At 71.7% G+C, this 14443-nt stretch carries 13 protein-coding genes; 6 read left to right on the top strand and 7 right to left on the bottom strand.

All coding sequences use genetic code 11. The annotated features are described in order from the left end of the window. Positions 1 to 36 precede the first annotated feature (36 nt). Together HN031_RS12125 and HN031_RS12120 are read left to right on the top strand one after the other, a co-directional pair. Positions 37 to 1989 (top strand): fumarate reductase/succinate dehydrogenase flavoprotein subunit, encoded by a 1953-nt coding sequence (locus HN031_RS12125; protein WP_216652404.1) that lies wholly within the window; start codon positions 37 to 39, stop codon positions 1987 to 1989. Then, entirely contained in the window at positions 1986 to 2729 is a 744-nt protein-coding gene (locus HN031_RS12120) for a succinate dehydrogenase/fumarate reductase iron-sulfur subunit (protein ID WP_172270199.1), read from the top strand. Before HN031_RS12125 ends, HN031_RS12120 begins: the two co-directional genes overlap by 4 nt. Before the next feature lie 188 nt (positions 2730 to 2917). Here HN031_RS12120 and HN031_RS12115 read toward each other — a convergent pair whose 3' ends face one another. The 3 genes from HN031_RS12115 to HN031_RS12105 form a co-directional block, all read right to left on the bottom strand. Further along, positions 2918 to 3865 carry a hypothetical protein gene (locus HN031_RS12115; RefSeq protein ID WP_172270198.1) on the bottom strand — a complete coding sequence of 316 codons (948 nt, stop codon included), beginning with the start codon at positions 3863 to 3865 and terminating at the stop codon, positions 2918 to 2920. A 271-nt stretch (positions 3866 to 4136) separates the two neighbouring features. Continuing rightward, positions 4137 to 5186, bottom strand: coding sequence for a YihY/virulence factor BrkB family protein (locus HN031_RS12110; protein WP_172270197.1), 1050 nt, complete (start codon positions 5184 to 5186; stop codon positions 4137 to 4139). Between the two features lie 3 nt (positions 5187 to 5189). Then, positions 5190 to 5699 (bottom strand): 2'-5' RNA ligase family protein, encoded by a 510-nt coding sequence (locus HN031_RS12105; protein ID WP_172270196.1) that lies wholly within the window; start codon positions 5697 to 5699, stop codon positions 5190 to 5192. 60 nt (positions 5700 to 5759) lie between these two features. On the opposite strand from HN031_RS12105, the gene trpS reads away from it, so the two are divergent. The 3 genes from trpS (at position 5760) to HN031_RS12090 (ending at position 8621) form a co-directional block, all read left to right on the top strand. Then, the gene (gene trpS, locus HN031_RS12100) at positions 5760 to 6809 is read left to right on the top strand and encodes a tryptophan--tRNA ligase (protein WP_322425813.1); all 1050 of its coding nucleotides are present in this window, start codon (positions 5760 to 5762) and stop codon (positions 6807 to 6809) included. Positions 6810 to 6912: 103 nt separating this feature from the next. Next, positions 6913 to 7422 carry a sigma-70 family RNA polymerase sigma factor gene (locus HN031_RS12095; RefSeq protein ID WP_172270195.1) on the top strand — a complete coding sequence of 170 codons (510 nt, stop codon included), beginning with the start codon at positions 6913 to 6915 and terminating at the stop codon, positions 7420 to 7422. After that, positions 7419 to 8621 (top strand): hypothetical protein, encoded by a 1203-nt coding sequence (locus tag HN031_RS12090; protein WP_172270194.1) that lies wholly within the window; start codon positions 7419 to 7421, stop codon positions 8619 to 8621. The genes HN031_RS12095 and HN031_RS12090 overlap by 4 nt, the downstream gene beginning before the upstream one ends. Positions 8622 to 8629: 8 nt before the next feature. Here the strand turns inward: HN031_RS12090 and HN031_RS12085 are convergent, their stop codons facing one another. The 3 genes from HN031_RS12085 to HN031_RS12075 all read right to left on the bottom strand — a co-directional run bounded on the left by HN031_RS12085 (position 8630) and on the right by HN031_RS12075 (position 12426). Beyond that, positions 8630 to 8788 carry a hypothetical protein gene (locus tag HN031_RS12085; protein ID WP_172270193.1) on the bottom strand — a complete coding sequence of 53 codons (159 nt, stop codon included), beginning with the start codon at positions 8786 to 8788 and terminating at the stop codon, positions 8630 to 8632. A gap of 106 nt (positions 8789 to 8894) precedes the next feature. Then, entirely contained in the window at positions 8895 to 10145 is a 1251-nt protein-coding gene (locus tag HN031_RS12080) for an MFS transporter (RefSeq protein ID WP_172270192.1), read from the bottom strand. A gap of 73 nt (positions 10146 to 10218) precedes the next feature. Beyond that, positions 10219 to 12426 (bottom strand): NADP-dependent isocitrate dehydrogenase, encoded by a 2208-nt coding sequence (locus HN031_RS12075; protein WP_172270191.1) that lies wholly within the window; start codon positions 12424 to 12426, stop codon positions 10219 to 10221. Between the two features lie 178 nt (positions 12427 to 12604). Between HN031_RS12075 and HN031_RS21070 the strand changes: the two genes are divergently transcribed. Then, positions 12605 to 13720 carry an aquaporin gene (locus HN031_RS21070; RefSeq protein WP_216652120.1) on the top strand — a complete coding sequence of 372 codons (1116 nt, stop codon included), beginning with the start codon at positions 12605 to 12607 and terminating at the stop codon, positions 13718 to 13720. On the opposite strand, the gene HN031_RS12065 is transcribed toward HN031_RS21070, so the two are convergent. Next, positions 13717 to 14415, bottom strand: a complete 699-nt coding sequence (locus tag HN031_RS12065; RefSeq protein ID WP_172270189.1) for a hypothetical protein — start codon at positions 14413 to 14415, stop codon at positions 13717 to 13719. The genes HN031_RS21070 and HN031_RS12065 overlap by 4 nt on opposite strands. Between the last annotated feature and the right edge of the window lie 28 nt (positions 14416 to 14443).

The raw sequence follows: 14443 nt of genomic DNA, 5'->3' as shown, positions 1-14443 counted from the left end.
GCCACCGTCGCGCCGGACGGCGACTACGACGACGCGATGGGTTACTACACGCCGGGCGAGCCACTGGTCGACGGCAAGGCGCCCGACGGTCCCGTCGCCGAGCGCTGGCAGAACCGCAAGTTCGAGGCGCGCCTGGTCAACCCGGCCAACCGCCGCAAGCTCTCCATCATCATCGTCGGCACCGGCCTGGCCGGCGCCTCGGCCGCCGCCACGCTCGGCGAGGCCGGCTACAACGTCAAGACGTTCTGCTACCAGGACTCCCCGCGCCGGGCGCACTCCATCGCCGCGCAGGGCGGCATCAACGCCGCGAAGAACTACAAGGAGGACGGCGACTCCGTCCACCGGCTGTTCTACGACACCGTCAAGGGCGGCGACTACCGCTCGCGCGAGTCCAACGTCTACCGCCTGGCCGAGGTCAGCACCAACATCATCGACCAGTGCGTCGCGCAGGGCGTCCCCTTCGCCCGCGAGTACGGCGGCCTGCTCGACAACCGCTCCTTCGGCGGCGTGCAGGTCTCGCGCACCTTCTACGCCCGCGGGCAGACCGGCCAGCAGCTGCTGATTGGCGCCTACCAGGCCCTCGAGCGGCAGATCTCCACCGGCACCGTCTCGATGTTCACCCGCCACGAGATGCTCGAGCTGATCGTCGCCGACGGCAAGGCCCGCGGCATCATCGCCCGCGACATGGTCACCGGCGAGATCCAGACCCACCTCGCCGACGTCGTCGTCATCGCCTCCGGTGGCTACGGCAACGTGTTCTACCTGTCCACCAACGCGATGGGCTCCAACGTCACCGCCGCGTGGCGCGCGCACCGCAAGGGCGCCTACATGGCCAACCCCTGCTACACGCAGATCCACCCGACGTGCATCCCGGTCTCCGGCTCGCACCAGTCCAAGCTGACGCTGATGTCGGAGTCGCTGCGCAACGACGGCCGGATCTGGGTGCCGAAGAACCAGGCCGACTGCGACAAGGACCCGCGCGACATCCCCGAGGAGGACCGCGACTACTACCTGGAGCGGATCTACCCCTCGTTCGGCAACCTGGTCCCCCGCGACATCGCCTCCCGCGCCGCGAAGAACGTCTGCGACGAGGGCCGCGGCGTCGGCCCCGAGGTCGACGGCACCCGCCGTGGTGTCTACCTCGACTTCGCCGACGCGATCGACCGGCTCGGGCGCGACGCGGTCGCCAACAAGTACGGCAACCTCTTCGACATGTACGCCCGCATCACGGGCGAGGACCCCTACGCGGTGCCGATGCGGATCTACCCCGCCGTGCACTACGTCATGGGCGGGCTGTGGGTCGACTACGACCTCCAGTCGACGATCCCCGGGCTGTTCGTGACCGGGGAGGCCAACTTCTCCGACCACGGCGCCAACCGCCTCGGCGCCTCCGCGCTGATGCAGGGCCTCGCCGACGGCTACTTCGTCCTGCCCCACACGATCCGCGACTACCTCGCCGACGGCCCGTTCGAGCCCATCGGCGAGGACCACCCGGCCGTGGTGGAGGCGCGGGAGTCGGTGCGCGCCCGCACCGAGCACTTCCTGTCCGTCAACGGCACCCGCAGCGTCGACTCGTACCACCGCGAGCTCGGCAACATCATGTGGGAGTACTGCGGCATGGAGCGCAACGAGACCGGGTTGAAGAAGGCGATCGACCTGATCCGCGGCCTGCGCGACGACTACTACCGCAACGTCAAGGTGCTCGGCGCCTCGGAGTCGCTCAACCAGTCGCTGGAGAAGGCGCACCGCGTGGCCGACTTCTTCGAGCTGGGCGAGCTCATGTGCGTCGACGCGCTCAACCGGCGCGAGTCCTGCGGCGGCCACTTCCGGTCGGAGTCGCAGACCGAGGACGGCGAGGCGCTGCGGCACGACGAGGAGTTCGCCTACGTCGCCGCCTGGGAGTGGGCCGGCCTCGACGAGAAGCCGATCCTCCACAAGGAAGACCTGGTCTACACGGCCATCGAGATGAAGCAGCGGAGCTACAAGTGAACGTGACCCTGAAGATCTGGCGTCAGCCGGACGCGGCGTCCGAGGGCGCCATCCACACCTACGAGGTGGCCGACGTCTCGCCCGACATGTCGTTCCTCGAGATGCTCGACGTGCTCAACGAGCAGCTCAACGACCGGGGCGAGGAGCCGGTCGCCTTCGAGTCCGACTGCCGAGAGGGCATCTGCGGCAACTGCGGGCTGATGATCAACGGCGAGGCCCACGGCCCGGAGGTGACCACCACCTGCCAGCTGCACATGCGGTCCTTCACCGACGGCGACACGATCACCGTCGAGCCGTGGCGCGCCGACGCCTTCCCCGTCCTCAAGGACCTCGTGGTCGACCGCGGCGCCCTCGACCGCATGATCCAGGCTGGCGGCTACATCTCGGTCAACACCGGCTCGGCCCCCGAGGCCCACTCGGTGCCCGTGCCCAAGGACGATGCCGACCGCGCCTTCAACGTCGCGACCTGCATCGGCTGCGGCGCCTGCGTGGCGGCCTGCCCCAACGGCTCCGCCTCGCTCTTCCTCGGCGCGAAGGTCACCCACCTCGGCCTGCTGCCCCAGGGCCAGCCCGAGCGCGACGAGCGCGTGGTCAACATGGTCGCCCAGCACGACCACGAGGGCTTCGGCGGCTGCACCAACATCGGTGCCTGCACCGCGGCCTGCCCCAAGGAGATCCCGCTCGACGTGATCTCCCAGCTCAACAAGGACCTGCGCACGGCCATCAAGCACGGCCACTGATCCACCAGCGTCGACGAGGGCCGGGGGTGTCACCCCCGGCCCTCGTGGCGTGTGTGGTGCTGCGACGCTGTGGGCGGTGAGTGACGCAGCTTTTCTGCGGCAAGAACCTGTCTCACTCACCGCTCCTGCGCTCTGTCGCGGCTGAGCGGTGAGTGACGCAGCTTCTGGCGACCTGGAACCTGTCTCACTCACCGCTGCCGAGGGATGCGCGGGCGGACCAGCCGGCTGATCGGCTGGAAGAGGGCCTCCCACGTCCCGCCGAAGTCGGGCGCCGGGCCGTCGTACCCGCGTTGCACGAGAGCAGCGTGGACGGTGCGCACGGCGGTCCTCGGGGTCCGCAGCCGCTCCTGGGTGATCAGCTCGTAGGCGACGCCGTGACGTCGGTAGGCGCGGTAGCGGTCGATGTCCGCGTTGTACTGCCCTCGGTCCTCCTGGTGCTGCCTGCCCTCGTACTCGATCGCCACCTCGCTCGTGGCGAACCACTGGTCCGGCGTGACCTCGATCCCGGGCGCGAGCTCGATCGTGCGGTTGACCTGTGGAACGGGCAGACCGGCGCGGACGACGTACGCCAGCAGCTCCGCCTCGGGCAGCGACCGGCACCGGTCGTCGAGGTGGGGCAGCACGTACGACGTCTCCGCGACGCCCCGGCGCCACGGCTCCTCCTCGATGATCCGATCGAGCAGGCCGAGGTCCAGCAGGCCCAGGCGGCGCATCTCGCAACCGACCTTGATCGCGTCGATCAACCGAGCGGCCGCGCAGTAGGCCACGTAGGCCGCCTCGGCGGTGGCCGCGCCGTCGTCGTTCGGAGGCAGCTTGACCGTCCGGTGCAGGAAGACGTCGGGCAGTGCCAGGTGGTGGTCTCCCTGCACGACGAAGTGGAGCGGGGTGCGCGGACCGTAGTCGACGCCGAGCTCCTGGATCCGGGTGATGCCTGTCGTCAGCGCCTCGTCGGGCAGGGCGAGCCGCGCAGCTGCAAGTCGGTCGCCGAACGACGGCTCGAGGCCGCGGTGGCAGTAGACAGCGTCGTACAGTCGGCGGAACTGCGGTCCTGCCAACACGCCGCGCGTGATGCCGGACTCGAGCGCCTCGGAGCGTCGGAAGGGGCGGTTGCGGAACTCATCGGGGACGGCGTACATCCCGCCATGGAGCCAGCCCGTCCCGCCGAGGACCAGCCGCTCCGACACCGCCTTGGGGACGACCTCCCGAGGTGCGCACCTGTGGACAGCTGGTGGCGCGCGGAACCCCCTCGTCGAGCGGTGAGTGACGCAGGTTCTGAACGCCGAGAAGTTGTCTCACCCACCGCTCAGGTCGGAGTCGACAGCCCAGCGGTGAGTGACGCAGGTTCTGAACGCCGAGAAGTTGTCTCACTCACCGCTCCAGGCGGCGGGGGGCGGACCCCACGGACCCCTAGGACCGCCGACGGCGGACGAGGGCGACCAGCCCGAGCATCGAGGCGGCGCCGGCGGCGAACGCACCCGTGGTGGAGGCACCGGCGGAGGCGGGGCGTACGACGGCCGCGGCCGCGGTCAGGTCCATCTGCGGGCCCTCGACCGCGCGGGCGTCAGACGTGCGGGCCTCGCGCTCGGCGCGGGCGGCGGGCGAGGTGAAGGCCCAGGCAGCGGCGAAGACGACGATGCGGGAGAAGTAGTTGATCCACACCAGGAGGATCAGCGCGATGCCGAAGGCCTGGAAGGCCGGCGAGCTCGCCGTGCTCTTGAGCAGGAACGTCGAGAGCTGCTTGAGGACCTCGAAGCCGATGGCCCCGAGCAGCGCGCCCGACCAGAGCGAGCGGGTCGGCACGTTGGGGTGGGCCAGCAGCCGGAAGAAGGCGAAGTAGAGCAGGGTGTTGGCGGCCATGCCGAGGACGAGGGCGAGCGCCCAGAAGAACACCTCGGCGACCACGCCGAGGCCGAGCCACTCCACGATCGGGGTGAGCACCTTGGTCGCGATGCCCGACACGGCGACGCTCGTGACGAGGATCGAGCCCAGCGCGAGGAGCGCCAGCACGTCGCGCACCTTGCCCACGACGAAGTTCGGCTGCTCGCGCTCCGGCTCCTCGAAGACGGCGATCAGCGCGGTGCGCATGCCCGAGAGCCAGCCGAGCCCGGAGTAGAGCGTGAGCAGCACCCCGACGCTGAAGATGCCGGGCGCGGCCTCCTGGAGCGTCTCGAGGCTCACGCCGCTCTCGCCGCCCACGAGGCCGGGGAGCACGGAGTTGGCCGCGTCGACGAGGGTGTCCTCGGCGCCCGACCACACCTTCGCGACCTGGCCGAAGACGGCGAAGGACAGCGCGAGGATCGGGAAGAAGGACAGGAAGGCGAAGTAGGTCACCGCGGCGGACAGCGCGCTGCCGTTGACGGAGCCGTAGTGCTCCACCATCCGCACGGCGTGGTCGACGAGGGGACGGTGCTCGCGCACGTCCTCGATGCGTTGCTTGACGTTCGACACGAAGGACATCGCTCAGCCCAGCTCGTAGTGGTGGGTGGGCTGCCAACCGGCGTGCTCGTCGTGGACGTAGAGGCTGAACGCCCCGACCGGGAACCGGCACTCGAAGGTCGCGAGCTCGTCGAAGGCCCGGTCGAGGGTCGCGTCGTCGAGGTGGTGGGCGATCGTCACGTGCGGGTGGTAGGGAAAGTGGAGGTCCATCGCGAGCGGCCCGCGGCGTACGGCGTCGGCGAGCAGCTCGCACGCCGAGATGCCCTCGGCCAGCATCACGAACACCACCGGCGACACGGGACGGAAGGTCCCGGTGCCGCGGAGGTGGATGTCGAAGGGGTCCACGCCGGCGGACGCCTCGGCCAGGTGCCCGGTCACGGCGTCGAGGTCGGAGTCCGCGACCTCGGTCGGCGGGATGAGCGTGATGTGGGTCGGGATGTGCGTCGCGGTCGCGTCGCCGATGGACGTCCGGTAGTCCTGCAGCTCGGTCGCCCAGGGCTCGGGGATCGCGATGGCTACTCCGATGGTGGGCACCTCCGGAACCCTACAGAACCCGTTCGCGGCGCCGATCGGCCGCGTGAAAGGATCGGCCGCGTGAGTGACACCTTCCGCGCCGCCCAGGCTCGCAGCGACGCCATCGAGGAGCAGATGGCCACCGATCCGGCCTCGCTGCGGATGCTCACCGGTGACCGCCCCACCGGCGCGCTGCACATCGGGCACTACTTCGGCTCGATCCGCAACCGCCTCCGCCTGCAGGACAGCGGCGCGGAGATCTGGCAGCTCATCGCCGACTACCAGGTGATCACCGACCGCGAGGTCGGCGGCGACATCGCCGGCAACGTGCGCAACCTGCTGCTCGACAACATCGCCGCGGGTCTCGACCCCGAGCGGGCCACGATCTTCACCCACTCCTCGGTCCCGGCGCTCAACCAGCTGATGCTGCCGTTCCTCAGCCTGGTCAGCGTCGCGGAGCTGCAGCGCAACCCCACCGTCAAGGACGAGGCGAAGTCGGCCGGCATCACCTCGATCGGCGGGCTGCTGCTCACCTATCCCGTGCACCAGGCGGCCGACATCCTGTTCTGCAAGGCCAACGTCGTGCCCGTCGGTCGCGACCAGCTCCCCCACCTCGAGCAGACCCGGGTGGTCGCGCGCCGGTTCAACGACCGCTACGCCCCCGTCTTCCCCGAGCCGGGGGCGCTCCTCTCCGAGGCGCCGCTGATCCTCGGCACCGACGGCACCAAGATGAGCAAGTCCAAGGGCAACGTCGTCGAGCTGCGGATGACCGCCGACGAGACGGCCAAGAAGCTCAAGGGCGCCAAGACCGACAGCGACCGCGTCATCACCTACGACCCGGACCACCGTCCCGAGGTCGCCAACCTCCTCACCCTCATCGGCCTCTGCGAGGGTGTCGACCCGGCGGCGGTCGCCGAGGAGATCGGCGACGGCGGCGGCGGTGCCCTCAAGGGCCGGCTGACCGACGCGATCAACACCGAGCTGGCCCCGCTCCGCGCCCGACGCGCGGAGCTCGAGGCGGAGCCCGGCTACCTGGAGGACGTGCTCCGTCGCGGCAACGCGCGGGCCAACGAGGTCGCGGAGGCCACGCTCGACGAGGTCCGCGAGGCGATGGGCATGGTCTACGCCTGACGGGCTGACCGCGTCGCGCCTGCCGACCTCCGGCCCGGTGCAACCGGAACGCCTCCCCACGAGTCGTCGTCATGAGAGCAGACGACGAGTGGGAGGGTGGGCCATGCCCCGGACCGGCGCGGTGGACCGTGTGCAGGAGGTGTACGCCACCTCCTACCGCCGCCTGGTCGGCCAGCTCACCGGCGTGACCGGTGACCCGGTCGAGGCTGAGGACGCGGTGATGGAGGCGTTCGCGCGGGCCGTGAACTCCTCCCGCTCGTTCCTCGCCGCCGACAACCCGGAGGCGTGGCTGCGCACCGTCGCGGTCAACGTGACCCGCACCCGCTGGCGGCGCAGCCGCTTCTTCCGCGACGTCAGCCACCGCCTCGTCGCCGAGAAGGCCTACGCCGACCTGCCGGAGGACCGGCTGGTCCTCCTCGCCGCCCTGCGCCGTCTCCCCGTGGCGCAGCGCGAGGCGATCGCGCTGCACCACCTGGCCGACCTGCCGGTGCACGAGGTGGCCGAGGCGGTCGGGGCGCCGGTGGGGACCGTCAAGGCCCGCCTGGCACGCGGGCGCGCGGCGCTCGCGGTGCTGCTCTCCGACGACCAGCAGCCCGAGCGGAGCCACCGATGAGCCTGCCCACCGACCTCGCCCAGCACGTCGCCGAGCGCGCCGAGCCCCCCGGCTTCGACGCGGTGCTCGCCCGCGCCGGCCGTGCGCGGCGCCGACGTCGTACGACGGTCGCGTCGGCGCTCGCCGCCGCGGTCGTGGTCGGCGGGGTCGCGCTCGGCGCGGGTGGCTGGCTGGACCCCGACCGGCAGTCCCCCGATCCGGCGCCGCCGGTCCCGACCGAGACGTGGGACGGTGCGCCCGAGGTCGACGCGCGCCTGCCCGAGGACGTGCGCGAGGTGCTCGGGGAGGACCGGGTCCACCCCTGGGCCGTCGCCGGGTCGGAGGGCGGTGGGGTCGCGGCGCTGTGGCGGGGGTGCCCCGACGACGCCGCGGCCGACCGGCAGTGCCGCTCCGCGCTGGTGACCCGGCTCGGCGACGACGTCCGCGGCAGCGTGCTGGAGGGCGACTCGCCGACGCTGGCAGAGGTCCCGGGCGGTTGGCTGGTCGGTGACGACTCGGGCCTGTTCCGCGTCTCCGCGGAGGGCGTCCGCGACCGCGTCGTCGACCCCGGGGGCAGTGCCGTGCCGGTCGAGCCCGGCGACGCCGTGGTGCCCACCCCCGGCGGCCTGCGCCTGCTGCGCGGGACGAAGCTGCTGCCGCTTCCATCGCCCGACGGCGGCAAGGTGCTGGCGGCGTACGCGACCCCGGCGGGCGACCTCGTCGTCGCCGTCCCGTTCGGCACCGGTGCCGTCGAGCTCCGGTGGAACGACGGCGGGCCGATCTGGTTCCAGGGCCGCGTGGCGCGCCCGGGGGCCGGGGCGGTCTCGGGCGCCGCGATGGCCGGGCACCAGGACGGCGTGGCCGTCGTGCTGCTCGGCGACGCACCCGACGGCTCGGTGCCCGTCCTCGAGGTCGCCTCCTCGCCGGACGCGGCCCGCACCTGGCAGCGGGCCCGCAGCTCCGGGGACCTGCGGGACCTGTCAGGGCTCGCGGTCTCCGACGTCGGATCGACCTACCTCACGACGGGCTCGCACGGCGCGCTGCGGGTGGGTGCCGCGGGCGAGGTGTCGGCGGTGCAGCAGTCGCCCCAGGACCACTCGGTGTTCCTGGCCTCGGACCGGGTGTGCCTGGTGGCCGAGGCCGGGGAGGTCGACGTGCTCCGGTGCTCGTTGGACGACGGAGCGTCCTGGAGCTCGCAGGCCCTCCCCGGCTTCCGGTGAGGGATGGCTCAGACGACCCAGCCGACGTTGTCGGCGACGAGGTCGGCCATTGGGTAGATCCCGCGGATGTCCTGGCGTCGCTCGAACAGGCTGATGACGTCGTGCACGTTGCGGTCGGCGAGCTCGCGGCGCCGACCCATCTGGATCTCGATCTTCTCCTCGTCCATGACCCACCTCCGGGAAATGTTGCGGGTGGCCGATCCACCCCCGTTGATTGGATCGTTACAAAGCCAGGCTACGCAAGGATTCCGGCATTGTTAACGGCAGGAAAAATCAGGCGGACGTGACGGCATTGCCGCGCACGTGCAGGCGCGCCGAGACCAGCAGGATGGCCACGCCGGCGAGGGAGAGCCCGAGGCCGACGAGCGCCGGGGCCCGCAGTCCCCAGCCCGCGGCGATGACGATCCCGCCGAGCCACGCGCCGAGCGCGTTGGCGATGTTGAGCGAGGCGTGGTTGAGGGCCGCGCCCAGGGTCTGGGCGTCGCCGGCCACGTCCATCAGCCGCAGCTGGAGGTTGACCACCAGCACGGAGCCGAGCGTGGTGATGAGGAAGACGACGGGCAGGGCGGCCCACCCGTGGGGGGCCGCGACCCAGAAGGCGAGCATCGTGGCGGCCATCCCGGAGCCGCCGATGATCAGCGAGCGGAAGATCGACCAGTCGGCCATGATCCCGGCGAGGCCGGTGCCGGCGACCATGCCGAGCCCGAACGCCAGCAGGAAGATCGGCACCGACCGCTCCCCCAGCCCGCCGACGTCGGTGACGACGGGGGCGATGTAGGAGTAGACGGCGAACATGCCGCCGAAGCCGACGGCGCCGGCCAGGAGGGTCAGCCACACCTGCGGGACCCGGAAGGCCGCGAGCTCACGCCGACCACTCGCCTCGGCGTCACCGGGGCACGACGGGACGAACCACACGACGAGCGCGAGCGTGACCAGGGCGAGGCCCGCGGCGGCCCAGAACGCCGCCCGCCAGCCCAGCTCCTGGCCCAGCAGCGTCGCGGCAGGCACGCCGAGGACGTTGGCCACGGAGAGGCCCAGCATCACCTGCGCGACCGCGCGACCCTTGCGCGAGGGCCGCGCCATGCTGGCCGCGACCAGGGACGCCACGCCGAAGTAGGCCCCGTGGGGCAGGCCCGCGGCGAAGCGGGCCAGCATCAGCTGCTCGTAGGACGTCGCGAGCGCGCTCACGGCGTTGCCGACCGCGAAGGCGGCCATCAGCGCCACCAGCAGCGCCCGGCGCGGCAGCCGGGCGCCCATGAAGGCGAGCACCGGCGCGCCGACGACGACGCCGACGGCATAGGCCGAGATGAGGTGGCCGCCGGTGGGGATGGAGACGGCCACGCCGTCGGCGATCTGCGGGAGAAGCCCCATCGTCACGAACTCGGTCGTGCCGATCGCGAACCCGCCCATCGCCAGCGCCAGCACGGCGAGGCCGAAGTGCCGCGCGGTCACCGACGCGACGTCGAGGTCCTCCGGGGTGGGCTCGGCGGCCCCGGAGGCCTGGTCGGTCGCAGTCGTGGTCATCACTGGCCGCAAGAGCAGGACCCCCGAGGAGTATTCCCCGGGGGTCCTGCCTGTGACGCGGGTCGCGTGCGCGTCAGAGCGTCGCGAGCGCCTCGTTGAACGTCGCCGACGGCCGCATCACCGCGGCCGCCTTCTCCGGGTCGGGGCGGAAGTAGCCACCGATGTCGGCCGGCTGTCCCTGCACGGCGAGCAGCTCGTCGACGATGGTCTGCTCGTCCTCGCGCAGCGTGCTGGCGAGCGCCGCGAACGCCTCGGCCAGCGCGCTGTCGTCGGTCTGCTTCGCCAGCTCCTCGGCCCAGTAGAGCGCGAGGTAGAAGTGCGAGCCGCGGTTGTCGATCGTGCCGAGCTTGCGCCCCGGCGAGCGGTCCTCGTTGAGGAAGGTCTCGGTCGCCCGATCGAGGGTGTCGCCCAGGATCTTGGCGCGCGCGTTGTCGTCGTAGCCGGCGAGGTGCTCCAGCGACGCCGCGATCGCGAAGAACTCACCGAGGCTGTCCCAGCGCAGGTAGTTCTCCTTGACCAGCTGCTGCACGTGCTTGGGCGCCGAGCCGCCGGCGCCCGTCTCGAACAGGCCGCCGCCGTTCATCAGCGGGACGATCGAGAGCATCTTGGCGCTGGTGCCGAGCTCGAGGATCGGGAAGAGGTCGGTGTTGTAGTCGCGCAGCACGTTGCCGGTCACCGAGATGGTGTCCTCGCCGCGGCGGATCCGCTCGAGCGAGTACGTCGTCGCGGCGGCCGGCGCCATGACCTCGATCTCGAGGCCGTCGGTGTCGTGCTCGGCCAGGTAGTCGTTCACCTTGGCGATGAGGTTGGCGTCGTGGGCGCGGCTCGCGTCGAGCCAGAACACGGCCGGGGTCGCGCTGGCGCGGGCCCGGGTGACGGCCAGCTTGACCCAGTCGCGGATCGAGGCGTCCTTGGTCTGGCAGGCGCGCCAGATGTCGCCCGCCTCGACGTCGTGGGACATCAGCACCTCACCGGCGGCGTTGCGGACCTCGACCTTGCCGGCGGCCGGGATCTCGAACGTCTTGTCGTGCGAGCCGTACTCCTCGGCGGCCTTGGCCATCAGGCCGACGTTGGGCACCGATCCCATCGTCGAGGGGTCGAGCGCGCCGTGGGCCTTGCAGTCGTCGATGACGGCCTGGTAGACGCCGGCGTAGGACGAGTCGGGGATGACCGCGAGGGTGTCCTGCTCCTGGCCGTCGGCGTTCCACATGTGACCCGAGGTGCGGATCATCGCGGGCATCGAGGCGTCGATGATGACGTCGGAGGGGACGTGCAGGTTGGTGATGCCCTTGTCGGAGTCGACCATCGCCAGGGCCGGGCCCGAGGAGAGGCCGGCCTCGAAGGCGGCCTTGATCTCGGCGCCGCCCTCGACCTGGTCGAGGCCGGAGAGGATGCCGCCCAGGCCGTCGTTGGCGGACAGGCCCGCGGCGGCGAGCTGCTCGCCGTACTGGGCGAAGACGTCGGCGAAGTAGGCGCGCACGACGTGGCCGAAGATGATCGGGTCCGAGACCTTCATCATCGTGGCCTTGAGGTGGGCCGAGAACAGCACGCCGTCCTCCTTGGCCCGGGCGACCTGCGCCTCGAGGAACTCGTCGAGGTGGGCGGCGCTCATGAAGGTGGCGTCGACGACCTCGCCGGCGAGGACGGCCAGGCCCTCCTTGAGGACCGTCTCGCCGTCGGTGCCGACGTGGACGATGGAGAGGGTGTCGTCGCCGTCGATCACGACCGACTGCTCGTTGCTGCGGAAGTCGTCGTGGCCCATCGTGGCGACCGACGTCCGGGAGTCGCTGCTCCACGCGCCCATCGAGTGCGGGTGCGACTTGGCGTAGTTCTTCACCGACGCGGGGGCGCGGCGGTCGGAGTTGCCCTCGCGCAGCACCGGGTTGACAGCAGAGCCCTTGACCCGGTCGTAGCGGGCGCGGACCTCGCGCTCCTCGTCGGTCTGCGGGTTCTCCGGGTAGGCCGGCAGGTCGTAGCCCTGCGACTGCAGCTCGGCGATGGTCGCCTTCAGCTGCGGGATCGAGGCCGAGATGTTGGGCAGCTTGATGATGTTGGCCTCGGGCTGCGTGGCCAGCTCGCCGAGCTCGGCGAGGGCGTCGTCGAGGCGCTGCTCGTCGGTGAGGCGGTCGGGGAACTGGGCGATCACGCGACCGGCGAGGGAGATGTCACGGGTCTCGACGTCCACACCGGCGGTCTTCGCGTAGGCGGCGATGATCGGCAGGAACGAGTACGTCGCGAGCAGCGGCGCCTCGTCGGTGTGGGTGTAGATGATCTTGGCCATGGGTAGGACAGCTCCTGGTGATCGTTCCGAGTGATCGGGCGGCATAACTCTTGACGTCAAGATACCTGACGCGCGTCTTCGTGACGACTCGCCTACCCTCGCACCCCTGCCCGGCCGCGGCTAGAGTTCCCGTGGCCGCCGCGGGGTGCGGCCACCATGACCCTGGAGGGGGCTCGCCATGAGCGACACCGTCGCAGACTCACCGACCACCGGACAGAAGTTCACCGCGGAGACGCTGGGCACCTTCGTGCTCGTGTTCTTCGGCTGCGGTGCCGCGCTGATCAGCGGGGGCGACTACGTCGCGACCGGCCTGACCTTCGGCCTCACCGTGGTGGTGATGGCCTACGCCGTCGGCCGCGTCTCCGGTGGCCACTTCAACCCGGCCGTCACCCTCGGCGCGGTGCTGGGTGGCCGCCTGCCGTGGAACCAGGTCGGCATCTACATGGCCGCCCAGCTCCTCGGCGGACTGCTCGCCGGTGCCGCGCTCCTCGGCATCATGCAGGGCTTCCCCGACTTCTCCGCCGAGGGCAACATGGCGCAGAACTTCTTCGGCGACCAGAGCGCCCTCGACTTCGCGTGGTGGGCCGCGCTGCTGCTCGAGACGCTCATGACGGCCGTCTTCCTCTGGGTGATCCTCGCGGTCACCGACGAGCGCAACGAGGTCAACGTGGCGCTCGGTCCGTTGGCCATCGGCCTGTCGCTCGCGATGATCCACTTCGCCTCGATGGCGGCGACCGGCACCTCGGTCAACCCCGCCCGCTCCATCGGGGTCGGCGTCTTCGCCGGCACCGACGCGATCGTCCAGCTGTGGCTCTTCGTGCTCGCGCCGCTCCTCGGTGCGGCGATCGCCGGGCTCACCTACCCCGTGCTCTTCGGCCAGGGCGCCACCCCCGTCGCGGGCTCCGGCCTCAGCTTCGGCGGCGGTCGCAAGGACCAGTTCGTCCCCGGCAACTACGAGGCCCAGTGGAACCAAGGCCAGCAGGGCGGCTGGGGCCAGCCCGGTGCCGCGTGGGGCGCTCCCCCGCAGCAGCAGTGGGGCCAGCCCGTGCCGCCGCAGCAGCCCGACCCCGCCTACGGCGCACCGCAGGGCGCACCCCAGGGCGCACCCCCGGTGGCACCCGGCCAGTGGGGCCAGCCGGCCCCGCAGCAGCCGCCGGCCCAGCCCGGGCAGTGGGGTGCTCCCCCGGCCCAGCAGCCCGGCCACCCGGGACAGCCCGGGCAGAGCGCGCCCGGCCACTGGGGCAACCCCGACGGCGACGACGACGGCCGCACGCAGGTGCGCCGCCCCGACTAGCGCTCGCGCACGGCCAGCCAGCCGGCGTCGAGGGCCTCGACGCTGACGAGGCCGACCCCCGACTCGTAGACCCTGCGCGTCGCGGTGCCGGCCTCGTCGCGCGTCTGCAGCATCTGGCGCGACTGGTCCTCGATCCTCACGACGTTCTCCCGACCGTCGGCGAGACGGAAGGCCAGCCACCCGTCGCCCAGTCGCGGGTCGGCCGGCATCGCCAGCCCCGCCTCGGCGTTGCCCTCCCCGGCGCGCCAGCTGGCCCCGGGGAACGAGTCGGCGCCCACCAGCCAGACGTTGCCGTCGTCGTCCTGGGCGTAGAACCGCGTCTCCTCCACGTCCCGGTCGTCCCGGTCGGCTCCGTCGAGGTCCGTCGTGGTCCGGACGGCGGTGGCGGTCAGCCCGGCCACCTCGGTGGTGGTGTCGAGCACCTCGGCGTCGATGGTGCCCACGGTCCGCCCGTCCTTGGTGACCGTGTAGCGCCACGCCGCGCCCGGCTCGAGGGCGAGCCAGGGGTTGTCGACGGCGTCGACGAAGTCGTCGGGGTCCGGCGACGGCGTCGGGATGACGAGCCCGTTGATCCCCTGCGAGTCGTACGGCGCGGGCTGGCCGATGCCCGCGCAGCCGGCGAGCCCGGCGGCCAGGACCCCGGCCGTGGCGAGGCCCGCCAGGCGTCGTACGGCTCCCCACATGGGCGCCAGCATGCCAGCCGCCCCCCGCTGCTAGCGTCAG

Origin of the sequence: Nocardioides sp. zg-1308, assembly GCF_013155375.1 — a bacterium.
GTDB classification, from domain to species: domain Bacteria; phylum Actinomycetota; class Actinomycetes; order Propionibacteriales; family Nocardioidaceae; genus Nocardioides; species Nocardioides renjunii.
Note: the sequence above shows the minus strand (reverse complement) of the source record. Positions and strands in the feature narration are given on the sequence as shown.